This window comes from Paenibacillus sp. FSL R7-0026 (assembly GCF_038004485.1).
Lineage (GTDB): Bacteria > Bacillota > Bacilli > Paenibacillales > Paenibacillaceae > Paenibacillus > Paenibacillus xylanexedens_A.
On record NZ_JBBORG010000001.1, the window covers coordinates 2273908 to 2299372 of the forward strand.

Below are 25465 nucleotides of genomic sequence, written 5' to 3' on the forward strand. Positions count from 1 at the left end.
ATGAAAGATAAGATAGAATTATGGAGGGGAAAAGATGAACATAATCAAGTGTAATATACGAGAACTCATGGCAGAACATCGAATAGATGATATAACAGAATTGATGGCAAAATCGGGCTTAAGCCGGAATTCGATCAATAAACTCTATAGGGAAACAAATATAGAAACAACAAAGCTGGAAACCTTATTCAAGCTATGCGATACATTTAATTGTAAATTATCTGATTTGATTGAATACGTACCAGGAGCAAAATAAATAGTGAAGGTCGATTTGAGAAACGATTCCGTCCTATAACATAATATTCATGCATTGCTACTTCGGAGCCTGGGACTGCGGATGGATTTCGAGAAGAGTTTCATCAAACATCCCCTTTGGGGTTCATGAATATAGAAACGTTGTCCAATACTCTTAATCAAAACAACAAGCATAGGAGCAATATTATGACAATCATTTTCAAAGAAATAAAAGACATTGATACACAGGCAATTCAAGAACTGTTTCATTCGGTGGACTGGAAATCAGGAGATTTCCCAGAAGATCTGAGACAAGCAATAAACAACTCGCATACGGTTATTACAGCATGGAATGATACTAAATTAGTTGGCTTAATAAATGCATTGTCTGACGGCGTGATGACAGTATATTTTCATTACATGTTAGTACACAAAGAATATCAATCATTAGGAATTGGAAAGAGAATGATGGAACAAATGCTTAGTCGATATTCTAATATCAAAACAAAAGTGCTTATATCTTATGATAGTGCAGAAAAATTCTATGGATTATTTGGATTTAAGCCAGAAGAAGGAACTAAAGCCATGTTTATTTCAGATATGGTATAGCGTTTTGTGAGCTTATCAAAGAAGGCGGTAGAATCAGATAAAACACGTTAATACGTAGGGGCATCGGCCCCTTGGTCCGAAGGAAGTTGTATGCTCCTTTAAGGTGGTGGGACGTCATAAACACATCAACGTTATGTAAAATCATATAAAACTTTATAGAATGGATGAATTTACATGGATAATTTAGCGCTAAAAGGCTGGATTGATACACACAAAATTATAGACCGAACCTTGAAAGGTTTTTGGGTAGCATTTAATAACTACATAAAAGAATCACCTGAAGAAATTGATTTGTTTTTTAATGAATTCAATATAAAAGATATTAAAGCTTCAATAGATACGATCGAGCATAAAACCATTTTTCATCCTGATTATCAGATTGTAGATAGTGTCTATTCTCAGCAAGTTATATCTACATTAGATATTTACTACATCAATGAAAGAATAGGCTATTATAGAATGTTCTTTCATACCAATGGGGAATGTTTTGACGATAGCCTAGTGACAGAATGGACAGGCTGGTACATCACTCTAAAACTTGAAGCACTAACTGAACTTCAAAAGGAAATTAAAACTGAACTAGTGAAGAATAGAGTTGAAGAAGATAAGATCGAAAAAATTTACGATTTAATAAGTAAACAAATTTCTAAAATCAAAGATCAAATCCATAAATAATTGCAGATAAAAATTACAAAGAAGAAGTAGCATCACATAACATAATATTCACGTTTCTATCCACCTAGCTCTCAATTGGATGATATATTTAATTCATTATGTAATTGAAGAGTATCCTTAACACCTGTAAATAGATTTCACGTTCTAATATTGTATGAACAAAAAGGTCTGCGTCATCATAAAGAAATAGAGTTCTACGCATGTCCTGAGGTAAAAGCTCATGTAACCTTTTGAAGTAAAGATTCCGATCAAATGAGAATTGATTATTGATGGAGTTGTTTTTGAGAAGGTCGCTATACAAAGCTTCAATTCGGAAATGAAGGGGTACCAGATGATAAGTTATAAACCATTTCAAAAATTATTAATTGACAGGGATATTAAGAAGCAGGATTTATTGAAAATGACGGGGATTTCATCGGCAACGATGGCAAAGCTTAATACGAATGAGTATGTATCGTTAGAAGTAATCGATAAATTATGTACGGCATTGGGATGTCAGCCTGGAAATCTATTGGAGCATATAGCAGATTCGAAACTCAGTTGAAGAAGTAAATACTATGTTAGTCAAATCAGAGAACCGATTCCGCCGTATAACATTATATTTATGCTGTGGCTCCTACGGAGCCATAGTCTGCTGGGAGTGTATTTTATGGGAGCGCTTCATCATACATATTTAAAAACGCTGAACGTCGTGAGTACGGAAACGTTTTGTGAGATTATCGTTAATGTTAAAAGCAGGGAGGAATAACAGTGGTTTGAAGACAGACTTTAGCTAGATTTAGAATCAATTCTTAGATGTTTTCCAAGAGATAATCTTAATGTTGGTCTCGAGTGGTGATTACAGAAACGTTATCGTAAAGCTTAGTGAAGGTGTATTTATAAATGATAAAAATCCGATAATTGGAGGTTAATTATGAGAGCATTCACTGTAGAAGCAGTTTTTATCGATCGTGATGGAACGATCGGTGGTTCAGATGAAGTCCTTTACCCGGGGGAATTTGAATTGTTTCCATACACTAAAAGATCTCTGGAAAAATTAAAAGCACTTGGAATTAAACTGTATGGATTTACGAACCAGCCCGGTATTTCAAGAGGTGAAGCTACAAAAGAAGCATTTGTAAGAGAAATGATAGAATTTGGCTTTGATAATGTTTTTATATGTCCGCATCAACATATGGAGAGATGTGAATGCCGCAAACCGAACCCAGGAATGTTACTTGACGCTGCTAAGAAAAACAATTTAGATTTAAGTAAATGTATTATAATTGGCGATCGATGGTCTGATATTTTAGCAGGTCATCATGCTGGATGCAAAAAGATATTAGTTTTGACTGGAGCAGGAAATGAAGCTTTAAATAAATACAGACATAAATGGTCAAACACAGAAGCGGATTTTATTGCAAGTGATTTCGAAGAAGCAGTTAATTATATTATTAGTCTGGAAGGAACGATTGAAGCGGACCTAAGATAGGAACTATCTAAGGTCTGCTTGTGTTGTGAATATGGGAACGTAATATCAGATAGATACTAACAGAAAAACTTGGAAAAGAGCCTATAAAAACTATGTTAGATGTAGAAATAAGACATTTAAGAATAGTAAATATTGGATTTTATTTGTATAATTATTAAAAAAATAATTTTATAGGAGGAATTAGAATGAAATTTATCGTTTCTGCTAGTGTAATCGTTCTAAATGAACATAATGAGATTTTACTTATGAAAGGTCGAAGAGGTTGGGAAATGCCTCAAGGTTGTGTTGAAGAAGGAGAGACTATTAGACAGGCAGCAGTTCGAGAAGTGAAAGAGGAAACAGGAATTGACATCGAATTAATTAAATTTTGTGGTTTGTATCAGAACATAACGCGTGGCGTATGCAACAATATATTTACTGGAAAACCGATTGGTGGAGCTTTAACTACCAGTGATGAAAGTGAAGAAGTGGGCTACTTTACTTTAGAAGAAGCTCGACAAATGATAACATGGGGAAATTTCTATGACAGAATTCATAATGCATTAGATGAGAAAAGCCATCCTTTTTTGATTGAATTTTCAGAATAAGGTCACTCATTAGATCACAATAAATTCATGTATCGGACATTCCTCCTTGGTCCGGCATTCTCCGGACACCTTGCGTAAGCTGGTTAGTGAAAACAGGAACGTTAGATGAAACACTCCGAAACTCACACTTGAATGAAATAACATTGAAGTAGAAAAGGAGAATCATTTTGGTTGGTAATGAAATACTTTCTCAAGCAGCTGATTCATTTGGATTTGATACTAATACGTTAAAGTTCGTAAGCAACTCGTGTAATGAAGTATACAGGTTTAATAAAGGGCATAAGGAATATTTTTTACGTTTATCTGAAAAACCAGTAGAATTTGAGCTTAATATTAAGGCAGAAGTCCATTGGGTACGGTATTTAGTTGAAAGAGGCATTCATGCATCTTTGCCAATCCAAACTATAGAAGGTGAATTAACTGCTGTGTGTAAGCACTATGAAAAGTGCTATATTGCAACTGCGTTCGAAGGAGCCTCTGGCATTTTTTTCGATAACGATCCGCAATTATGGGGACAGAGCTTGTTTAAAACATGGGGCGAAACAATGGGGTCAATGCATCGGTTGACAAAATCTTATGATCCTGGCGATTTGAAAAACAAAAGGATGGAATGGAATGTAGCGGAAATAAACAATCCACATTTACATTTTGGTAATTATCAAATACTCCTCAATAAACTCAGAACAATTGAAAAGGAAATGAAAAACCTGCCTAGAAGCAAAGAATCATACGGTCTGATCCATTATGACTTTCATCCTTACAATTTTCTTATCGATCAAGGCAAGATAACTGTTTTTGATTTTGATGATTCGTTGTACGGGTGGTTTGCACTTGATATTGGAATCGCAGCTACTCACGCTGTTTGGTGGGGTTCAGATTATAAGGCTTGGGGATCGAAACATGAATTTGCAAAGCATTTCTTAAATGAATTTCTAGAAGGTTATATCAAGCAGAACAGCATGGGGCAAGAATGGATCCAGAGGATCCCTTTGTTTATGGAATATAGAAATATTAGTTCCTTCTTTTGGTGGCTTAACAATTGGAATGGGAAGGAAGAGAATCTTACTGATTTTCAAAAGAATGCTATTATTGAAACGGTAAAACTGATTGAAAGTGACAAACCTCTCGATGGATGTGATATCAAATTATAGGATGTGAGGGCTGACGTAAAGGAATAATGAGGGTCGTCTAACACTACATTAGCGCATCGGACTTACTTCCTCGGCTCGAAGACGAGACCTCAATAAATTGGAGAGAAAACTGCTCCTTACAACACTCCTTAAAGCTCTGCATTATGATAGACTCGACCTTAAAGTCGCTCCTCTCTTGGTTAATGATGTTCTAGACAAACACCTTTCGACCCAAGATAGGGGCGATTTTTATATGCTTGTGCCCATAACTCAGGTTTAATTGCGCTAGTTTTCTAATCAAAATACAGATATGAGAGTAGTTTAATATAAGGAGCAGCCCGGGAACAAAGGTTGCTTCTTTTTTTGCTTTTACACTTCGCAAATGGAACATTGTGGGTTATATTGGATATGATTTGGTACTATAGTAGAGAAACGGAGAGGTGGACAACCTTGGATGAAAAAATACGCTTTCCGATAGGACACTTTGAGCCAAGTCTTAAATTCTCTAATGAGGACCGAATCCACATCATAGGTCAAATTTCCGGAATTACGAAGACCTTAAGAGAGATTACACAACATCTCAATGATGAACAACGTTGTACTCCTTATCGTAATGGCGGTTGGACAATCACACAGATTGTGCACCACCTGGCGGACAATGACATGAACGCTTATATCAGATTTAAGAGAGCCTTGACTGAAGATGAACCGATGGCAAGCTCATATCGAGAGGATTTATGGGCATCATTACATGATTACAGGAATACGCCAATTGAAGATTCAATTTTGTTGATGGAGATACTGCACAAGCGATTCCTCACGTTGCTGCAAGGGCTACATCCCGATCAGTTTAGACGAAAACTCCGAACAGAAGTGTTAGGTACAATTTCATTGGATATGGCGATTCAAAGATTTGTATGGCACGGGCAGCATCATATTGCTCAAATTAAATCTTGTATAACATCGCAGGGGTGGTAGGTCTTATACATCTCAAGTGTGGAGGTAACATATGGGGAATGGAAGGATTCTGGGCATAGCATATAATGTAATTCCAGTGAAAGATTTAGAAGTGTCAGCCGCCTGGTTTGTAAAACATTTTGGATTTAACATACGCCACCAACGCGAAGGATATTTGAGTTTATTTCGGGGTGATCGCCCAATTTTGGACTTGATCCAAAGCGATAATGAAACACGAGCGACATTTGAAGTTCATCAGAAAAAGAGATGGGTCATTACATTTTTCACTGATGACATTGGTTCTTTACATGACTACTTAACATCAGAGAATGTGAAAGTAGGGGCTATTAGTGATGAGGGACAGTATGGGAAGTTTTTTGTGTTAGAAGATCTGGACGGTAACTTATTTGATGTGTGGGAACACCCTGACTGTGAATTGAATTTCTAATGAGGAGCCTTAGTCTGCAGCTATCAATCACCTAGGATCTGTATGTAAACGGATTCAGAATTAGATTAGGGGGATGCAGATGTTGATTGAAGATGAGAACGTATACCCTGACTGTTCAGTTGAAATTAGAATAGTAGACGTTGGCGGTTTAACAAAACCACAGCTTATACAGAAACTGGACCAACACTCTATTTTATTGAATAAATATGGAGAACAGTTGTTATATGATGATAGATTTATAGTTTCCAGTACAAAGCGAAGCTTGCAAACGGTTGAGTTGACCGTCAGACAACTTGGATTTTCGGATGGTGCTACGACTTTTCAGCTCTTTCGAAGAGCAAATGATCTTGGGTTAGAATGTTGTCCGGTTGAGTTAGGACCTTATCTAAGAATGCAATATTTGGATCAGCCTGAGATATGTTCTACCAATATTTCAGAGGGTAACAAAGCTCCGTCCGGCTCCATTACGATAGCATCTGCAGCCCTTACGGAGGATAATGAATTTCTAAAAGGTTTTTATCTCAGACGAATAAACGACAAGTTATGGTTACGAGGATATCTTGCCGACGATTTGCATATTTGGAGTCCTCATGATCGTTTTATCTTCTGTAGGTCTCAGCTTTCTATAGCATGAAGATCAGAAAGGTATTTTTGAAAACAAAGGAGTGAAAGACCAATGGATATCAAAAACAAAAGCGGAGATGTGCTTGGAAAAATTCAAATTGAATCCTTACGCAATGATCATGCGATTGACCGGATAGTCATTGACTTAAAGCCTGGTGACGGGAAGGCGATTTACACCGCAGATGTTATAGAAAATCAATTCACGCAACAGACCAATTATGCAGCCATTCCATGGGAAGATGGTCTGGAGCTATTGCAACGGCATTACTCTCCATGGCAGCCGAAATTTCCGATTGATTCTGATATAGATGCCATTCATGTGTTTTATGGATTTGATAATTTAACTCCGCAAGAAATCGATGAAATGATTGAAGAAAGTAACAGGTCAGGCAGAAATGTAGTGATAAGAGACCTGAAGCCCAATAAGAAGGTTGTGGGCATCAGCATCACATATAAAGAATACGGTGGTTATAAACTTAATATTTTCGGGACAACAAAGAGCCGGATCGCATTGCCTGATCATGATGGTACTAAGGTTAAACAGGTAGCCATACGTGGCGTCGAAGCATTTTATATTTTCAATAACGAAACTTCCCAATTGATATGGATCGAAGAGGATGTGCATGGGAAGGCGCTACAATACGAGATCATTGGCGGAAACATGTCAGAAGATCTTGTGATGAAGATTGCGAAGTCAATGAACGGATAAATTTTATATTAAAACTGTTCTAAAAGGAGTTATTATGAATCGGACAATAATGATTAGCGATATCCATGGCTACATTGATCCATTTAATCAGTTATTGGATGATATCAATTACAATTCGAAATATGATCAACTAATTTTGCTCGGTGACTATGTGGATCGAGGTCCTAACAGTAAAGAAGTGGTCAAAGAGGTTATCAGATTAGTAAAAGAAAATCATGCGATCGCATTAAGAGTTAATCACGATCAACGATTTGTTGATTTTATAAATGAGGGAAGTTCATTAATTAAAGCCAAGTTTATTGAACATGGAGGTCTTCAAACGCTTCAGAGCTATTGTAATATTGAAGGCGAAATTTCTGATGAAATGCTGGACCAAGCGAGAGAGGCAATAAAAATAGATTACGGTCATCATATTGATTTTTTGAGTGAATTACTTCTATATCATGAGGATGAAGCTCATATTTACGTTCATGCCGGATTAAACCCTGATTACATAGAATGGTGGAAACAACCAGATCATGATTTTATGTATATCAAAGATAAATTTATTCATCATACGTTCACCAATCTACACAAAAAGATCGTCTTTGGACATACAATTACGATAGACATTCATGGATCTGCGGATGTTTGGTTTGGTGAAGACAAGATAGGCATTGATGGTGGATGTGCCTATGGAATGCAGCTGAATGGTTTGATTTACCAAAATGGTTCTTACGTAACTTTTGATTCAAAGTTTAATCTGAGTGAGGTGCAACGATGAGTTACAAAGCTATTCTCATAGACCAATTAAACGCCTGTTATCATGACAAGAGCTGGTTTATTCCGCTTCATGATATTTTGACAGACCTCAATGCGGCGGAGGCCGCTTATGTAAAGAATGAGGGGGAGCACTCCATTTGGGCGATCGTCAATCATCTTATTTTCTGGAATGAGAGGTGGCTTGCGAGATATGTTGCCGAAAAGGTCGACGGGCAGCATTCAGTGAATAATGAGGATACATTTGACATAGATCTGTCTAACTTGAATGATGTGGAGTGGGGCAAGACATTACATAGACTGAAAACCGTCTTTGGTGATTGGAACAGGGCACTAGAAGACAGCGAAGAACATAAATTGACCCGTGAGATCCCTTCCTATTTCAACGCGCCATGGTGGGGAGTTGTATCAAATCTATGTATTCATAATGCCTATCATATTGGCCAAATCATGCTGCTCAAAAAATCAATGAAACACACGTAGAACACGCTGTATTACATTTATAAAACTATACTTAAGCAAAGGAAGATGACTATCATGGAAAAAGGAAAAATTATATTTTTGAACGGTGTAACCAGCTCTGGTAAAACTTCAATTGTAGAGGCGATGCAATCATACGATGATCCGTTTTTCTATGTTGTGGCTAATGATTTATTTGAAAATACGATCGGTGATAAACATCTACAGACGGATTACTGGAAGTATCTGAGTGAAGCGATTGTAATGATGTATCATACGGCAAAAGTGTTTTCAGACCATGGCAAGCATGTTCTGATTGATGGCATTCTTGTGGAAAGACCGGAGCTCGCGCCGCATTATGAACAAGTCAAACAGATTTTTGAAGGGTATCCACTGGATATCGTTGAGTTATATTGCCCCCTCGACATCTGCCGTCAGCGGAACATCGAACGTGGGGATCGAAGAGAAGAGCAATCGGATGAGCAGCATCAAATCATGGCTTCCGACATTCAGTATAGCTACTCGGTGGATACGAGTCTGCATACACCTGAGGAATGTGCCGAGATGATTATCAATACGCTGTTTAAAAGTGAATAAAGGTTCACTGTATAAATTGAAGAGAATGTAAAAAGAAGCTGGGGCGTGGGGATGACATTGCTTTCTTCATATTGGAGGTACTTTTTATATGTAACTGAACATAAATTGAATGTTTTAATCGAGTGCTGGCATGAAGGTTTATATGTACAGGGGCTGCTTCATGATTTATCCAAGTTTTGTCCTCAAGAATTTATCCCTTATGCAATCAAGTTTTATGCGGGCCGTAAAGATGAAGATACAGAACTAAGATGGAAGAACGCATGGTTACATCACCAGAATCATAATAAACATCATTGGGAGTATTGGATTGTAAACAGAACTACAGAAGAAGCTTTGCCTATGCCAAAAAAATATTTTATAGAAATGGTATGTGACTGGAGATCTTTTTCAAGAAAATGGGGCCGCAGAGTCAAAGATTCCAATTTGGCAGAACGTATGATGAACTCGGAAGATGTTATTCTGCATCCAATGACGAGAGAAGCGCTTATGCAGTACTTATTAGAGAGGTGAATAATGATGATCCAAAATGATATGCGGTTTTTGGAATTGGCCATAGGAGAGCGGGCTGCCGTAAAACGAAAAATGCTGAAAGAATGGAATGTTAGACGGGGAATTATCAATACAGCATGGGATGAAAAGTTCATATGATAACAGCTGGAATTACAAAAAGTACGCTCATTAATGATTTAAGAGGCTTAGGTGTTAAGAAGGGCATGACGATAATCGTTCATTCCTCCTTCAAAGCAATAGGTAAGGTTATAGGTGGCCCGGTAAGTGTTATTTTAGCTCTGGAAGAAGCCGTTGGAACCAATGGAACCATTGTCATGCCCACTCAAACAGAACATCTTTGTGAACCTTCAGAGCATGACGCGAACCTGTCTTCAGAGGACATTGAGTTCATCAAAGACAATATGCCTATTTATTATCCTGATCTAACCCCAACCTCGTATATGGGCATCATTCCTGAGGTGTTTCGGAGGCAAGATGGTGTGTTTCGAAGCTCACATCCGCACATGTCTTTTGCTGCCTGGGGGAAAGACGCAAAACGGATAATGGAAGATCACAACTTGCATTATGCATTAAATGAGAAATCTCCGTTAGGAAAAATCTATGATTTGAGTGGATACATTCTGTTACTTGGTGCGCCTACAAATAGTAACACCTCCTTACACCTGGCAGAGTATAAACAGCAGAATACATTTGTTAAGCCAAAAGTCTGGGGAGTAAAAATGCTGGTGAATGGGATTGAACAATGGACTACATACGATGATATTAACAATGAATCGGATGATTTTGAATTGATTTTTAATGAGTTTAAGATCCAGACTAACGCTGTTACCGAAGGAATGGTAGGGAAAGCAGTGAGTTATTTGATACCCCAAAGAGAGATGGTTGATTATGCTTTGGGATGGATGAATCGGAACCGAAGAGAACATATAGAGCAGTGAATCATTTCAAAAAGAAAGAAGGGGGAAATGTAATCATGACCAAAGAGATTGAACATTTGCTTCAAACCTTTGAAGAATGGGCGTTGTTTGTCAAGACGATGACTCATCTCGAGGAGAGCATATGGAATTCAAGCATGGAAGCAGGGAAATGGACGATAAAATCCATCGTCAGTCATATCATGTTATGGGACCGATATTTTTACAAAGAAGCGATTGAGAAGATTGCTCTGAAGCAGCCAGTTACGTTGAAACATATGAATTTTGAAGAGTTTAATCGCAAAGCTATTGAGTATGGTAACCGAACAGAGACGTCCGAAATCGTAAATAAGGCTATCACGTACCGCCATAAAATTATGAATGACATTCGAGGGTTATCGGAGGAACAGCTTCATCAGACGTATTTGGACGCAGAGGGTAATGTATTTTCTATTCCCCAATACCTTAAAGATTTTATATGGCATGACCAGCATCATATGGAACCGTTGAAGAAATATCTTGCCAACCTTGAAGCGTAAAGGATTTAGCAGGCAGGGGGTGACACGGAACACAGCATGTTGCTTGCTTTGAATATAATATGTATCCCAAACCAGGGAGGGATTGTAGTGAGTAGTCATACGATTGAATTAACTCAGGAAAATCTGATTGGTTCATTTACCAATGAGGTAACTCCCATTTTGAGCGTGAAATCTGGTGATTCTATTCGTTTTCAGACGCTGGATGCGGGCTGGGGAACGGGTGTGAGTTATACGGAACGCATGAAACCTTTTGATCGACAAGGTGAAAAAGATGGAGGTCATGCCTTAATCGGTCCGATCTATATCGATGAGGCGAAGCGAAGACAGACGTTGGAGATTATTTTCAATGAGATCGTACCCGGGAGATACGGGTTTACTTCCGCTGGCGGATATCCGAACTGGCAGAACCAGAAGTTACATCTAACAGAGGTTGAAGAACTGTCGCTGAATTGGACACTTGATCGTCAAACGATGAATGGAACTTGTGAAATACACGGGAAATCCTTTACGGTGTCTCTCTCGCCGTTTATGGGTGTAGTGGGCATGCCGCCAGAGTCAGGTGGAATTCATACGACTTGGCCGCCTCGCTATTGTGGAGGAAACATCGACTGCAAGGAACTGGTGCAGGGAAGTAAATTATATTTACCTATCCCCGTAGACGGAGGTTATCTCGCGATTGGTGACGGTCATGCACGGCAGGGAGATGGTGAAGTCAGCTGTCAGGCCATTGAATGTGCAATGGAGCTTGTCGATATCACGATCAACGTGATTGATGATATGATTTTGACCAATCCTCGAGCACATACGCCGTCAGGCTGGCTTACCTTCGGTTTTCATGAAGATTTGAATGAGGCTACCGTTCAAGCATTAGACGGCATGTTAAATCTGATGGGTGAGTTGTACGGACTAGATCGAGTGGAAGCGATTGCACTTGGAAGCGCGGTAATTGACCTGCGTATCACCCAAATTGTGAATGGCGTGAAGGGTGTGCATGCTGTCCTTCCACATGATGCCTTTAAGTAACTTGAGGTCCATTACGTCGTATTAGATGAACTTGGGGGTCGATAAAATGAAAGGCAGACCACAGATCGTTTTAGATATCGCAGGTGTTTTGTTAAGTAATATGTCGTTGACGTGCTGGAAAGATATGATTCAGGAAACCAACCTATCCGCAGAATCTTTGAAAGTACATTTTGCAGGAATCAAACGAAAGCTCTGGACAGGAATGATGAGGGAAGAAGAGTTCTGGCAATCGTTGAAGGAGTTGTATCCCGAATTATCAATCAGCCGAGCGAAAGACATTTTGTACAATTCAATTATTCCCTTACCAGCCGCTCAATACCTTGAGCGATGGAGTGAGTTCGCAGATATCCATCTACTCAGCAATCATTGTAAGGAATGGATTGAGCCGAATCTTAGCCGTTTAAGCTCATTTACCAAAAGTGTAACCATCTCTAATCAAGTGGGTTTATGCAAACTGAGATTGAGATATACCAACGGGTAGAAACCTTCCTGGTAGCTGGGGAAGAGGTTCTATTTATAGATGATCAAGAGAAAAATTTACATTCTGCTAAGCTACTTGGCTGGGAGACTTTACTGGCTGACGAAGAAGGAGATTGGGTTAATGAAGTTGAGTCATTGCTAATTTAGACCGTGCATAACCGCTAAACTCCAAATTGCTTTAGATGATGATCTAAATGCTTGTATATGCCTTTACCCCATTGCTCGGCTGTTAATTTTCCGAAGAAGGGATGGGGGTGGCGGGAGAATTTTTCTGAAGCACCTTGTTGAAAAATCTTAATCTGCTGCTTAAGCTTTTCTTTTTCTGCCACAAACTGTCGTTGGTCATCAATAATGATTGTCGGGATCGTAGACATATTATGGGGCAAGGGCTTGTCATTATAAAACATTGGTTTTGCCAACCGTCCTATAAGTCTCCCAAGTAATCCTCTAGGTGGAAAAGCATTTCCTAAGGGGATATCATGAAATGCTGAACAGTGAGCCAGCATTTGAGAGACCTGCATCGTGCCCCATTTAGGGATGGAATTTTCACTTAGTTGATCCATGCGCTCTGTAATTTCAGCGGCATTCATCGTATCAAATATACTTTTCACAAGAACACCTCATTCCTCTAGGATATAAAATTTGAACTTAAACTATCATCATTCTCTTATTGAAAGGTTTATCCTCTTACTATCAAGAATAATAAGATATGGTAAGTTTAGTCAATGTACTATGGGAAAATCATAATTGAAATGGGGGCTGCTGAAATGGAAAATAAGGAAACGTTTAATCTCGTAACACATGAATATGAACGATATAGACCCGTCTATCCGAGTGAAATGTTTGATGATATTTTTACATACCTGAATCTTAATAACGAGGATTCCATTCTAGAGATTGGCTGCGGAACAGGGCAGGCCACTGGCGGATTGGTGAGCAAGGACTATACAAACATCACGTGTATTGAATTATGCAGCAACTTGGCTGGAGCGCATCAAACATTCCATTGATGCTACAGGTGGAACGATAGAGAAACAACATAAGGTTGCTCTTTTTCTAGGGAAGAAAAAGGTCTAAGAATATATGTTTTTATTAATCTACTGAAGAACAGGAGGGAATATATGAGTGATCCGCGTTCAACATACAGTATCCAAACGGCAGTGTTAAGTTTACAAGAGGAATTAGAGAGGTTAAAGATACAGGCGGTAATGGGGTGGTCCAAAGAATTCCGAAATCTAGAATGGTATGGTTTGAAAAATGGAATGCGTGTATTGGAGGTCGGAAGCGGACCGGGTTACATTACAGAGCAACTATTGAACAGTCTGCCGGACAGCGAGCTTACCTCGCTTGAGATTGATCGTTCACTGCAAGCACAAGCCAAAGAACGGCTGAAAGATATTCCTTCCACGCGATTACAATTTGTAGAGTCTTCCATCTACCAGATGGATCTGCCTGATGATTCTTTTGATTTTGTCGTGGCAAGACTGATCTTTCTTCACTTGAACAATCCAAACGAAGCTGCACAAGAGATATATCGTGTACTGAAGCCTGGCGGCCGTCTTGCCATTATTGATGTGGATGACGGCGTTTTTGGAGCAGTGAATCCTGATGTTCCTGCTTTGCATACGGTATTAATGAAAATTTCGGACTATGTAGCACAACACGGTGGTAATCGCTTAATTGGCAGAAGTCTGCCGCGTCTCCTTTCTGAGAGCGGATACATCGATGTTGACATTGATTCTGTCCTTCAACATAGTGATCTGTTAGGCATAGAAGGGTTTAAGCACCAGTTTAATCTTAATCGTTTTGTACATTTTGCTGAAAAAGGTGTGATCAGTTCGGAGGAATTTGCTCAGCTGCAACAAGCATCTGAAGCGATAAATCATTCGCCGGAAGCCTATGCGATGATGAATTTCATTACAGCTTGCGGCACGAAGCCATTGACATAGCTGTGTTGAAACTAATTAGGGACGGAGGATGGGGATGAATATCGTTCAATCTTTTCAGGAATTAGTAGTTCGAGGGGATCATCAGGGTATGATTGAGTTACTGAAAAACTTCGAACAATCCAGGAAATTGTCTGTCCATGAACAAGGCTGGGTCTACTGGAATATTTCAGATAGTTATGCCTTGTTAAGAGAGCCGAAACCGCTTTATGCCAATCACCGGGAATTCTTCAAATGGGGGAAAGAAAATCTCGCCCCGGAGCAGTTACACTGGATCGTTTCGGATTCGACACAAGCGTTGTCGTTATCTCTGGGGAACTACTTTGATCATTGGATGGACTGGTACCAATATGCTTGCGATAATGCTCCGAAGTTGGATACCAACCGAGGTGTTCGATTCGAGAGCCATCGGGCTTTGGGTGGTTCGCTTTGGGTTTTGGAGAGATACAGTGAAATGGACAGTGTGCTTGAAAATATGAACCAGCTTATACAAGAAGATGAGACATGGTCCAATATTCTTTTTGCCCGAATTACATACAACAAACAGCGTCTGGCCTATCTGTATCATGCCGGGGAGGTTAGAGAAGTAAATCTGCTTCTGGATGAAACGCTGAATTTGATAAACAAGATCGACTGGTCAGCATTAGATCAAATAAAAAATCAGGAAGTTGTAGGTAGCTGGAGACAATTGAATTCATCCAGTAACTCACAGAGAGATGTTCACATCGCGATGAACAATCTGGCATGTATTTTGACAGATATTGAAAAGGTAGAGGAAAGTGTGGGGTTATTCAGACGGCTACAGGACAGTGGATATGCTTTGAATGGGTATGCTTTTTCTAAATATGTCTGTTCGGTCTGGAAGTCAGAGGGGGTTGAAGCTGTTAGGGAAGTGTTAGGTGCCAATAAATCTTTTGAAATCGCTGAACTGATTAAACATAGCCCTGTGCTTTCAGAGATAGAAGATTTGGTTTGAGCTTGTATAAAAGGGACTGCACTTCAAGGACTAAGAAAGAAGGAATGCATGAAGTGAACCAAGACATCTTGTTAAACAGATTTCCGAATGTGAACATCGTTGAACTAACAGGTGGTTATACCAATACGACCCTTTTACTTGAGGGAACTGATCCGCAGATGATTGCTAAAATCTATCATGTAGAAAATACAGATGCAAGGACAGAAATAAGCGCGCTAAGGTTGTTAAATCATTCTGGCGTGACTCCGCGAGTGCATGATTGCTTTGAAAAAGAAAACTGGCTGTTTGTTATGATGGAATATGTTCCAGGAATAAACGCACAGAGGCTGCTGGATCAAGATGGACGTGACCAAGGCAGGAAAATTTATGAGCAACTTGGTATATATCTCGCCAGAGACGTGCACACAATCAAACGAGGTGACTGCGAAGCAGAGCTGCCAGTCATAATGAAGTCCGCTAATGATGTTGAGGAACTTGAGTTTGTACCCTCCGGAATCAAAAGCATGGTAAAAGAAGTGTTGGACATTTCCGATCATGGGGAGCAAACTCTGATTCACGGAGATTACGGACCACATAATGTCATGTTATCCAACGATTCAATGTTCATTTTGGACTGGGAGTGGGCAGGTTGGGGCAATCCGTTGTTTGATATCGCATGGGTGGTCTGGTTTGTGCATCTTCATTACCCTCACATGGCAAAGGATCTGTCAGAAGTCTTCTTAAATGCATATACAGAACGTACAAATATTGATGTAACAAATGATCTAATTCGGGCATATTCCACATCCAAAGTAATACAGATCATGAACCGAATCAAGAATGCTCATCCAGATGTACATAGGGAATGGCTCCGCAGATTAGAATGGACACTGCAAGCGAGCTTTAACAAGTCTTAATCGTGAAATTTCGTTGAAAAGCTGAAATATACGTGAGAGGAGTGATGTGATATGAGAAACAATACGAATCTGAAAAGTAGAAATGAAGTTACAAGAGGTGTTTTTGTCTAGCGCAGAGGACCCCTAAGGAAGGGTTCCGAGGGATTCCTCTGTGTAATTTTCACGAGGAGGAATTTCAATTTATGATTCATTTAAAACGTGTATCGGTGGATAATTGGTATGCATGTACTCAACTGAATGTAACGGAAGAACAGAAAAAAAGTTTTCCCGCTCCGGTTGTATATTGGATTGCTGAATCCAAAGTAGTGGAAGACTTTCAACCCATGACCATCTATTTTGATTCGGATCTGGTTGGTTTTGCTGTGTACTCAGATAAGGCGGATCATGAGGATAACTACTGGCTTCTTGCTCTAATGATAGATACAAAATATCAGGCTAGAGGTTATGGAAGAGAAGCGTTGAGGAAGTTAATTGATCTAATGAAAGAAGCACTGAATTGCAAACGCATCATGATTGGACACAGGCCGGAAAATGGTATCGCCGGAAATCTGTATGAATCACTTGGTTTTCAGAGAGTAAGTGAAGGGCTGATTGATGGCGAAGTCGTTCGGCTTCTAAGATGCAAGTAGTGCCAAAACACACGCGATTTGGATTGTAAAGGAGGTAGCTTTTCTTTGAAGCATGTATACATTATTTTCTCATTACTCTTTATCATGTTAGGAATTGTGATTATTACGATCTCGAAAATGATTGAAGAGGTGATTCCCAAGCTAGGCTATGCAGCATTCCAGTCAGCAGCAGCTGGCAGTTATACTCCGAGTGATTATCAAGTGAATTTTGCACTGAATTATTGGATAGGTGCGATATGTATTTTGGGTGGAGTTATCTGTTTAATTAGTACAATGAATGTTGTCAGAAACTACATTCATGAAATGAATATAAGAAACAAAGCGTTTGATGAAACTCATAATTATGACGACACAAGAGAACTGAAATAAGATATGATATGACATAAAAAAGAAGGGGTGGATATACATGATTACATTCCAATACTTTGAACCGGAAGATTTTGATCAACTGATCGAATGGAGTGGGGATGAAGCATTTCTGCTCCAGTGGGCTGGCCCGCAGTTCCATTATCCACTTTCCAAGGAACAGCTAGCGGATTATTTGCAAGGTGCGAATGATAAGAACACTTCGAATAAGTTCATTTATAAAGTGATGGATGAATCGACTCAGGAGATTGTAGGCCATATTGCTCTTGGTGGTATCGATCGATATAATCGTTCAGGGCGTATCGGTAAGGTACTTGTTGGTAAGTCATATCAGGGTAAAGGTTATGGGAAGCAAATGATCGATGAGGCACTTCGAATTGGATTTGAAGAGGAGAAGTTACACCGGATCAGTCTGGGCGTATTTGATTTTAATGTCTCAGCCATCCGATGTTATGAAAAAGCGGGCTTTGTACAAGAAGGACTTATTCGTGATGCGAGAAGGCATGAAGATACCTTCTGGAATCTTATCGAGATGAGCATATTAGAAAACGAATGGAAGAAATGACTTCTCAAAAGGAACATCATACTTGAGAGTCATCTTTCTTGAGAAACACTTCGATGAACGGATGTAATAACTACGTGTACGAAATTTAAATGGGGATGTTCACCTGTCATCTGAATGACAGGCGAACATCCCCTTAATTACTACCTTCCTGATTTATTTCAATGATCCCCGTATCAATAAATTCCTTCACAGGCACACCGTCGCTAGCGAGTAACAGGATCTCCATCATTTTTGCACCCCAGACTCCTTCATTCTGCGAAATAACGGCAGACAATTGACCGTTGAGCAACCCGTTTTCACTGGTCGGGCTATCACCGAACGCGATTAAATGCCGGTTAAGGCCTTTTGCTTTCCAGATCAGGGTAGAGGCAGAGACAGAAACAAAATCGAGCCCGATAATCGCATTGAAGTGAGGGTGAGCCTGAATCATGTTCTCCATATCGGACATGGCTTGATCTTCATTCCCTTGATGATAACGAACTTCCAAGATTTCGATGTCTGTTTCACTGCGGATGTAATCAATGAATCCATTAAGCCGCTGCTGCAAACCTTGCATCTCCTCCAAACCATTCTCGACAAGAATCATGCCTTGATTATGCAGAAGTCTTGTAGTCGTCATGGCGAACTGCTGGCCAGTACGGTAGTTATCGGCGCCCACATAAGCGATTCGATGACTGGATGGGACATCTGACTCAAATGTAATGACAGGAATACCCGCGGCTTGGGCTGCATCAATAACGGGTGTAAGTGCAGCAGCATCCACAGGAGATATAGCTATCCCGTCCACATGCTGTTTGATCATATTCTCCATGATACGGATCTGTTGTTCGGTATTGGCTTCATCAGGTGCGTTTACAATTAACGTGATATTGTGTTTCCCTGCATACTCCGTTGCATCCTTCGTGATCATCTCATAGGTTGGATACGTCATTGGATAGATAATACCAAAAGTTTTGCTCGCTGCAGATTTCTCTACAGGTGAAGTCGCAGGAAGTGCTGTAGCCATCTGTTGTGGGCGAATGTGTGCCGAACCGGATGAAATGATCATCGGGAACACAAGGATTAGTGTAAGTAAAAGTGCTAATCTGGCTTTATTCATACATTTGCTCTTTTCTCATATCTGCTGGTCTGGCCTGCGATTCCTCGGTCCCTTGAGTTCGGTATTCTCTTGGTGTAAAACCTGTTGTTTTCTTGAATATATTAGAAAAATAGTGAGAATCGTTGTAACCAACTTTGTAAGCAATCTCAAAGGTTTTGTTGTTGGTTGTTTTCAGCAGCTCCTTGGCTTTGCCGATTCGAATCTGGGTTAGATACTCCGTTATCGTTTGACCAGTTTCCTGACTAAAAATCTTGCTTAGATGACTTGGACTGATTCTGACGTGTGCAGAAATCATCTTCAACGAGACCTGTTCGTTATTGTATTCACGGGATACATAAGCTTTCACCTGATCAATGACATCACTGTATTTACCGGAGCAGGCTGCTCTTCTCTGCCATAACAAGTTAAGCAGGGAGCACAGATATTGGGTGCAATCCTCCCAGCACGTAATCTTCCGAATCGTCTGTTGTAGGGAAGTAATGTTCTCATCCGAATGGTCACTCATGCGGAACAACTGATTCGCGAGCCGAAACGACTCCAGCGTAAGATCATTCAACAGATAGAAGCCATACGAGGAGGACTTCCAGTCGAAGGACTGTAATGGAGCGGCAAACTCTTGCACAAAATGGTCACGCAGATTGGGGCTGCCGATTTTGAGAAATTCAAGAAACGAATTCCTGTCGAGAAAAAGAGTCGTTTGCTCATCCAGGTTAATGTCATGTAGAGAAGCTCTGTTCTGAAGGGTGAGTCGATTAATATATTTATCCTCCTCCGCTTCCAGATAAGAGACATGAATTCCTTGCAGACGCTCCTGCTGACTGCCAATGCCCAGAATAATATTACAATTGAACGTATGCTCAAGTTCCATACGAATCCGCCCGCGAAGCTGCTCCAGATATACGGATATGTTGTCATCGGAGTGGTACTTGAGCAGAAGCACCAACTCGGTCCGGCTTCGAATATAAGGAAGAAGTTCAACGTGGGGATCACGAGTTTCCTCCAGTATGGGAAGCAGCTTCTTCATCAGGGATTCCGGGTCCCGGGAATCATCTGTTAATCTAACGTCGATAATGACAATTGTATAATACCTGGCCGAGAGAGGAAGTGAGAGTTGTTTAGCTGATTCAATCGCATCAGTTGTACCGATGAGTCCTCCGCACAGATCGGCCAGCAGTTTTTCTTTGGTGATCGTCCGGTTTGTCATGCGTTGATGTTCTTCATCCATTTGTTTGCTGACCTTATGAAGCATTTGGATTAGCTCTACTGCGCTAATGGGCTTTAGACAGTACTCGGTCACACCAAGTCGGATGGCCTCCTGGGCATAGCTGAACTCATCATGACCGCTCATAATAATGATTTTGATATCAGGTTGTTGAGTGCGAACGATGGAGGTCAGTTCCAATCCGTTCATAAATGGCATTTTGATATCTGTAATCAAAATATCCGGAGCCCATTCATGAATTAAAGGTAACGCAAGTTCGCCGTCGGGTGCATCCCCGCAATAGTGAAAACCTTCCTTTTCCCAATCGATGCAGCTGCGTATATTCTCCCGAATTCCAATTTCGTCATCCACGATCATCACCTTTTTCAACGGTTAACCTCCTTGCTTTTGGGGATACGAATCATAAATGTGCTGCCTTCCATATACGTACTTTCCATTTCAACACCATAAGCTGGTCCAAAATAGAGTCGAATCCGGTGATGTACATTGAGCAGACCAAATCCGCCTTCCTGCTCGTCATCTTGGGGTGAACGGGAATCTGCCGGCTTCTCCAGCTCTTCACGTAATTGTGCCAATCGATCCGCAGACATGCCAATTCCGTTATCCTGTACGGTGAGAATGATGCTATTGTCCTCTACATACCCGTGTATGGATATCAGCCCTTGACCGCGTTTGTTCTTGATCCCATGATAGAGCGCGTTTTCAATCAGGGGCTGCAGCGTCATTTTCAAAATGGGATAATCCTGAAGTTCACGATCAACGCTGATCTCGTAGGTGAGAATATCGTGGTACCTCATCTGTTGAATAACCAAGTAACTCCGCGCATGTTCAAGCTCGGTTTGAATGGATACCCAGTCGAATCCTTTGTTCAGACTCAAACGAAAGAATTTCGAGAGGGCCTGCACAAGCTTGATTACATTTTCTTTTTTCTCTGCTTCAGCCATCCATAGAATGGATTCCAACGTGTTATACAGGAAATGAGGGTTGATCTGAGCTTGCAACGTGCGTAGTTCAGCTATTTTCACCTGTTCATTCTCTCGAATGCTCTTTTCAATTAGTGTTTTGAGCTTATCCAGCATCACATTGAAACTTTTGCCCAGATCAGCAATTTCGTCCGAGCCGTGTGGTGTGACTTTGGCTTCCAAGTAACCGTTTGCAGCTTTACGCATCTTGTTCATCAGAATCCGGATGGGAAGAATCAGTCGATTATTCAGGAAAAAATATAACGATATCGCAAAGAAAGCACTTAACAAAACCGTAATGATGATCAATTGGCGAATGCTATTGGCCTCTGCAATGATTTCCTGATAAGGAGCTACCCCGATCATTTTCCATCCGGTCTGTTTTGAGGTGCTGTATACAACAAACTGGGGCTTGGATCCTGTAGACAGGATAAAGCTGTCGTGCTGTAGATGTAAAGGGACCGATCGGATCTGATCCATCATGGTTATGGATGCCGGGGTGGCATCCGGCCTGAAGAGTGTATTTCCGTATTGATCACTAATATAGAAAAAACCGGAATCCTTAATAGGGGTATTCGTCAAAAAATCATCAATGAACGAATCATTCAAATCAATTACGATGAACCCGATGACCTCATGCGTAATTCGCTCTTTGACCGTGGTTATAATTGAAAGCGCATTCTGTTTAGGGTAAGCAAACCCATCCAGCCTGTTATATTCGGCATAGGCTGCAGAATGAGGGATGCGCAGAATGGCATCCGGATACTGTATAAGATACTTGAAGTACGGGTTACGCAGCGGATTTCGTTCCAGCTTGAACACGCCTTTTCGTTCACTTATGCCTTTTCCATAGAAATTCACGAACGAGATATTAAGGACCTTGTCATACTTGTAGGTTTCCCGATAAAGATTGTATGTCTGAAGGATGGCTTTGGCTTCCGGGTAGGACTCCGATTGAGAATACAGGTATTGAAGCACTTGCGGGTTCTTGCCCAGTTCGAGCAGCCGTTCCGTATCCTCAAACAAGATGTCAATGTTCCTGGCAAGCTGGTCGGCAACCAGCTGTGTCGAGGCCTTGTTATGATTGGATACGACCGTATAGGATTTGTGGTAAGAAATCAATCCAACCACGATCAGTGGTACTGAACTGAGGATGATAAACATGCTGAGTAATTTAAGCCTGAGGCTTGAAGCAATCCATTGAATGAGTTTCAACGTATTCCACTCCATCTGAAGGGATCAAAAATGTATCATTAGTATAACATGATTTTCTAATATGTAAGAGAATCGCTAAATACTACACAATTAAACAAAGAAATTACACTTTCTAAACTCCATTTTTTGAAATTACTAAATTATTACATAAATAAAGTATGAGACTCCATATAAGCTCGGAATGAAAGCGTTCTATAATGTGGTCACACCACAAGGTGAAACGAAAAAGGGAGGATCACAACATGCGAACCAAAAAAAAGTGGGGACTTGCCATAACATTGGCTATGGTAATGCTGGTCAGCACGGCATGTAGCAGTACCAATGGAGGAGCAGGCTCCGATAATGAAACTTCAACGAGTGGGAATGGCAGTACACCTGCCAGCGCCAAAACAATTACGCTTGGTTTTTCGCAGGTTGGTGCGGAGAGTGGCTGGCGTTCGGCGAATACCAAGTCGATTCAGGATTCAGCCAAAGAAGCGGGTTATGATTTGAAATTCTCCGATGCGCAGCAGAAGCAGGAAAATCAAATTAAAGCTTTGCGATCCTTCATACAACAGAAGGTGACGGTGATTGCTTTTTCCCCTGTTGTAGAATCCGGTTGGGATACCGTATTGAAGGAAGCGAAGGATGCAGGCATTCCCGTGATTTTGACGGACCGTGCTGTGGATTCGCCGGATAAAACCCTCTACAAAACCTTTATTGGCTCCGACTTTGTAGAAGAAGGACGCAAAGCAGGTCAGTGGCTTAGTGACCAATACAAGGACACACAAGACGAGATCAACATTGTTGAGCTGCAGGGTACAACAGGCTCCGCACCAGCGAATGACCGTCAAGAGGGCTTTATGGAATTGATTGCTTCCAATTCGAAGCTTAAAGTGATTGCATCACAATCAGGTGACTTTACACGTGCCAAAGGCAAAGAAGTCATGCAAGCTTTCCTCAAAGCACATAAAAAAATAGATGTTCTCTATGCACATAATGACGATATGGCACTTGGTGCAATTCAGGCCATTGAAGCGGCAGGACTGAAACCAGGCGTAGATATCACCATTATCTCTGTGGATGCCGTGAAGGATGGGATGCAGGCTGCAGCTGATGGCAAAATCAACTTTATCGTTGAATGTAATCCGCTGTTAGGACCTCAATTAATGGAAGCGGTTCAAGCGGTAGTGGACGGGAAAGACATTGAACCCCGAATCGTAACGGATGAGACAACTTTCACATCGGAGCAAGCCAAAGAAGCATTGCCAACACGCGAATATTAAAAGATAGATTCGTATAACACCGAAAAGTCATTTTTCGACCAGGCTGTCGCTAAATGACTTTTTTCCATAACAAAGGAGAGGGTTATATGGCCGAGCAAGCACCCATTTTGCAAATGACAGGCATCACCAAACAATTTCCCGGGGTTAAAGCGCTGTCCAGCGTCAGCTTTCGCTTGTTTCCGGGCGAGATTCATGCCTTGATGGGTGAGAACGGAGCGGGGAAGTCGACACTTATTAAAGTTCTGACCGGCGTTTATTCCATTGACGAAGGAACGGTAACGATGGATAACCGGGATCTTTCGATCTCCGGTCCGCTTGAAGCGCAAAAGGCGGGAATCAGTACCGTTTACCAAGAGGTCAATCTCTGTCCAAACTTAACGGTTGCTGAGAATATTTTCATCGGGCGGGAGCCGATGCGATTTGGCAAAATCAATTGGAAGCAAATGAACAAAGATGCGGAGAACCTTCTGCGAGACAGATTACATCTGTCCATCGATGTTAAGGCTCCTTTACAGACCTATTCGGTGGCGATTCAACAACTGATTGCAATTGCAAGAGCACTCAGCATCTCGGCAAAAGTGCTCATACTGGATGAACCCACATCCAGTCTGGACAAAAACGAGGTTCAGCAACTGTTTCGTATTATGCACAAATTAAAGAGTGAAGGTCTCGCGATTCTTTTTGTTACTCATTTTCTTGATCAGGTATACGAAATGTCGGATCGTCTCACGGTGCTCCGTAACGGGGAATTGGAAGGAGAGTACATAGCCGCAAAACTTCCACGCATGGAACTGGTGCTCAAGATGATCGGCAAGGAGCTTGAGGTGCTTGAGGAGCTTCCGAAGGAAGCGGATGCTGCCCAGGCGGAGTCGGGAGAACTGTTAATTACCGCTAAGGCACTTGGACGCAAAGGAGCAATTGAGCCGTTCGATCTGGACATTCGCAAGGGAGAAGTCGTGGGCTTGGCTGGGTTATTGGGGTCTGGTCGTACTGAGATCGCTCGCCTTTTCTTTGGTGCAGATCGTTCAGATGTAGGCAAGCTGCTCGTTGTAGATACAGGAAGTACGGTCAAGTCGCCGCGTCATGCAATTGATCAGAATATTGCTTTTTGCTCCGAGAACCGTAAAACCGAAGGCATAATCGATGATTTGACCATTCGGGAGAACATTATTCTGGCTTTACAAGCGACACGAGGCTGGTCCAAACCAATCTCACGCAAGAAACAGGATGAGATCGCCGAAAAGTACATCAACCTGTTAAATATCCATCCGAAAAACCCGGAGCATTTAATTAAAAATCTGAGCGGCGGTAATCAGCAAAAGGTGTTGCTTGCACGGTGGCTGCTGATGAACCCCGATCTGTTGATTCTCGATGAACCTACGCGTGGAATTGATATCGGTGCCAAGACTGAAATACAGAAGCTGGTGCTCTCTCTGTCGAAGCAGGGCATGGCCGTGCTGTTCATTTCGTCCGAGCTGGAAGAAGTGATTCGTGTCAGCCACCGGATTGCCGTAATCCGGGACCGCAAAAAAGTGCAAGAACTTAGCGGGGATCAGATCCATCAACAGCAAATCATGAAAGCAATGGCAGGAGGTTAAA

General features: G+C 41.0%; 32 protein-coding genes. 28 read left to right on the forward strand and 4 right to left on the reverse strand.

The annotated features are described in order from the left end of the window. Positions 1–34 precede the first annotated feature (34 nt). The 19 genes from MKY44_RS10500 (at position 35) to MKY44_RS10590 (ending at position 12726) form a co-directional block, all read left to right on the forward strand. On the forward strand, positions 35–256 hold the full coding sequence (locus tag MKY44_RS10500; protein WP_174806439.1) for a helix-turn-helix domain-containing protein: 222 nt from the start codon (positions 35–37) through the stop codon (positions 254–256). 185 nt (positions 257–441) lie between these two features. Continuing rightward, complete coding sequence (locus MKY44_RS10505; RefSeq protein WP_341006976.1) at positions 442–843, forward strand: GNAT family N-acetyltransferase; 402 nt, start codon at positions 442–444, stop codon at positions 841–843. 174 nt (positions 844–1017) lie between these two features. After that, positions 1018–1518, forward strand: a complete 501-nt coding sequence (locus MKY44_RS10510) for a hypothetical protein (protein WP_341006977.1) — start codon at positions 1018–1020, stop codon at positions 1516–1518. Positions 1519–1849: 331 nt separating this feature from the next. Next, a complete protein-coding gene (locus MKY44_RS10515; protein WP_341006978.1) occupies positions 1850–2062 on the forward strand; it encodes a helix-turn-helix domain-containing protein in 213 nt (70 codons plus the stop codon). 369 nt (positions 2063–2431) lie between these two features. Continuing rightward, positions 2432–2989: an HAD-IIIA family hydrolase gene (locus tag MKY44_RS10520; protein ID WP_341006979.1), complete on the forward strand. Its 558-nt coding sequence runs from the start codon at positions 2432–2434 to the stop codon at positions 2987–2989. A 185-nt stretch (positions 2990–3174) separates the two neighbouring features. Continuing rightward, on the forward strand, positions 3175–3576 hold the full coding sequence (locus MKY44_RS10525; RefSeq protein ID WP_036609128.1) for an NUDIX hydrolase: 402 nt from the start codon (positions 3175–3177) through the stop codon (positions 3574–3576). Between the two features lie 167 nt (positions 3577–3743). Further along, entirely contained in the window at positions 3744–4727 is a 984-nt protein-coding gene (locus MKY44_RS10530; protein WP_341006980.1) for a phosphotransferase enzyme family protein, read from the forward strand. A 429-nt stretch (positions 4728–5156) separates the two neighbouring features. Then, positions 5157–5684, forward strand: a complete 528-nt coding sequence (locus MKY44_RS10535) for a YfiT family bacillithiol transferase (RefSeq protein WP_341006981.1) — start codon at positions 5157–5159, stop codon at positions 5682–5684. A gap of 31 nt (positions 5685–5715) precedes the next feature. Further along, a complete protein-coding gene (locus MKY44_RS10540; RefSeq protein WP_341006982.1) occupies positions 5716–6111 on the forward strand; it encodes a VOC family protein in 396 nt (131 codons plus the stop codon). 79 nt (positions 6112–6190) lie between these two features. After that, the gene (locus tag MKY44_RS10545) at positions 6191–6745 is read left to right on the forward strand and encodes a helicase (RefSeq protein ID WP_341006983.1); all 555 of its coding nucleotides are present in this window, start codon (positions 6191–6193) and stop codon (positions 6743–6745) included. A gap of 42 nt (positions 6746–6787) precedes the next feature. Further along, a complete protein-coding gene (locus MKY44_RS10550) occupies positions 6788–7444 on the forward strand; it encodes a DUF4367 domain-containing protein (protein WP_100528748.1) in 657 nt (218 codons plus the stop codon). Between the two features lie 34 nt (positions 7445–7478). Next, positions 7479–8207, forward strand: a complete 729-nt coding sequence (locus MKY44_RS10555; RefSeq protein WP_341006985.1) for a metallophosphoesterase — start codon at positions 7479–7481, stop codon at positions 8205–8207. Beyond that, on the forward strand, positions 8204–8686 hold the full coding sequence (locus MKY44_RS10560) for a DinB family protein (RefSeq protein WP_341006986.1): 483 nt from the start codon (positions 8204–8206) through the stop codon (positions 8684–8686). The genes MKY44_RS10555 and MKY44_RS10560 overlap by 4 nt, the downstream gene beginning before the upstream one ends. 54 nt (positions 8687–8740) lie before the next feature. Continuing rightward, positions 8741–9259, forward strand: a complete 519-nt coding sequence (locus MKY44_RS10565) for a phosphotransferase-like protein (protein ID WP_127546045.1) — start codon at positions 8741–8743, stop codon at positions 9257–9259. Positions 9260–9310: 51 nt separating this feature from the next. Further along, complete coding sequence (locus tag MKY44_RS10570) at positions 9311–9769, forward strand: DUF5662 family protein (RefSeq protein WP_341006987.1); 459 nt, start codon at positions 9311–9313, stop codon at positions 9767–9769. A 134-nt stretch (positions 9770–9903) separates the two neighbouring features. Further along, positions 9904–10707, forward strand: a complete 804-nt coding sequence (locus tag MKY44_RS10575; RefSeq protein WP_341006988.1) for an aminoglycoside N(3)-acetyltransferase — start codon at positions 9904–9906, stop codon at positions 10705–10707. A gap of 35 nt (positions 10708–10742) precedes the next feature. Next, a complete protein-coding gene (locus tag MKY44_RS10580; RefSeq protein ID WP_341006989.1) occupies positions 10743–11222 on the forward strand; it encodes a DinB family protein in 480 nt (159 codons plus the stop codon). An 87-nt stretch (positions 11223–11309) separates the two neighbouring features. Continuing rightward, a complete protein-coding gene (locus MKY44_RS10585) occupies positions 11310–12245 on the forward strand; it encodes an acetamidase/formamidase family protein (RefSeq protein ID WP_341006990.1) in 936 nt (311 codons plus the stop codon). A gap of 46 nt (positions 12246–12291) precedes the next feature. Further along, complete coding sequence (locus MKY44_RS10590) at positions 12292–12726, forward strand: hypothetical protein (protein ID WP_341006991.1); 435 nt, start codon at positions 12292–12294, stop codon at positions 12724–12726. A gap of 160 nt (positions 12727–12886) precedes the next feature. On the opposite strand, the gene MKY44_RS10595 is transcribed toward MKY44_RS10590, so the two are convergent. Then, positions 12887–13336, reverse strand: coding sequence for a DUF1569 domain-containing protein (locus MKY44_RS10595; protein WP_341006992.1), 450 nt, complete (start codon positions 13334–13336; stop codon positions 12887–12889). A 156-nt stretch (positions 13337–13492) separates the two neighbouring features. Here MKY44_RS10595 and MKY44_RS10600 point away from each other — a divergent pair, with 156 nt between their 5' ends. From MKY44_RS10600 to MKY44_RS10630, 7 genes are all read left to right on the forward strand, one after another. Then, positions 13493–13735 (forward strand): hypothetical protein, encoded by a 243-nt coding sequence (locus MKY44_RS10600; RefSeq protein WP_341006993.1) that lies wholly within the window; start codon positions 13493–13495, stop codon positions 13733–13735. Between the two features lie 111 nt (positions 13736–13846). Further along, positions 13847–14674, forward strand: coding sequence for a methyltransferase domain-containing protein (locus tag MKY44_RS10605; protein ID WP_341006994.1), 828 nt, complete (start codon positions 13847–13849; stop codon positions 14672–14674). 34 nt (positions 14675–14708) lie between these two features. After that, complete coding sequence (locus MKY44_RS10610) at positions 14709–15647, forward strand: hypothetical protein (RefSeq protein WP_341006996.1); 939 nt, start codon at positions 14709–14711, stop codon at positions 15645–15647. Between the two features lie 53 nt (positions 15648–15700). Next, complete coding sequence (locus MKY44_RS10615; RefSeq protein WP_341006997.1) at positions 15701–16543, forward strand: phosphotransferase family protein; 843 nt, start codon at positions 15701–15703, stop codon at positions 16541–16543. A gap of 182 nt (positions 16544–16725) precedes the next feature. Next, positions 16726–17172, forward strand: a complete 447-nt coding sequence (locus tag MKY44_RS10620) for a GNAT family N-acetyltransferase (protein WP_341006998.1) — start codon at positions 16726–16728, stop codon at positions 17170–17172. A 45-nt stretch (positions 17173–17217) separates the two neighbouring features. After that, the gene (locus MKY44_RS10625) at positions 17218–17541 is read left to right on the forward strand and encodes a hypothetical protein (RefSeq protein ID WP_341006999.1); all 324 of its coding nucleotides are present in this window, start codon (positions 17218–17220) and stop codon (positions 17539–17541) included. A gap of 37 nt (positions 17542–17578) precedes the next feature. Next, complete coding sequence (locus tag MKY44_RS10630; protein WP_341007000.1) at positions 17579–18103, forward strand: GNAT family N-acetyltransferase; 525 nt, start codon at positions 17579–17581, stop codon at positions 18101–18103. A gap of 133 nt (positions 18104–18236) precedes the next feature. Here the strand turns inward: MKY44_RS10630 and MKY44_RS10635 are convergent, their stop codons facing one another. The 3 genes from MKY44_RS10635 to MKY44_RS10645 are packed head-to-tail and all read right to left on the reverse strand — an operon-like array spanning position 18237 to position 22601. Continuing rightward, positions 18237–19202, reverse strand: a complete 966-nt coding sequence (locus MKY44_RS10635; RefSeq protein ID WP_341007001.1) for a sugar ABC transporter substrate-binding protein — start codon at positions 19200–19202, stop codon at positions 18237–18239. After that, positions 19195–20784, reverse strand: a complete 1590-nt coding sequence (locus MKY44_RS10640) for a response regulator (protein WP_341009822.1) — start codon at positions 20782–20784, stop codon at positions 19195–19197. The genes MKY44_RS10635 and MKY44_RS10640 overlap by 8 nt, the downstream gene beginning before the upstream one ends. Positions 20785–20789: 5 nt before the next feature. After that, positions 20790–22601, reverse strand: coding sequence for a cache domain-containing sensor histidine kinase (locus MKY44_RS10645; RefSeq protein ID WP_341007002.1), 1812 nt, complete (start codon positions 22599–22601; stop codon positions 20790–20792). 242 nt (positions 22602–22843) lie between these two features. On the opposite strand from MKY44_RS10645, the gene MKY44_RS10650 reads away from it, so the two are divergent. Next, on the forward strand, positions 22844–23866 hold the full coding sequence (locus MKY44_RS10650; RefSeq protein WP_076216274.1) for an ABC transporter substrate-binding protein: 1023 nt from the start codon (positions 22844–22846) through the stop codon (positions 23864–23866). Between the two features lie 86 nt (positions 23867–23952). Then, positions 23953–25464, forward strand: coding sequence for a sugar ABC transporter ATP-binding protein (locus tag MKY44_RS10655; protein WP_341007003.1), 1512 nt, complete (start codon positions 23953–23955; stop codon positions 25462–25464). Position 25465: the final 1 nt, after the last annotated feature.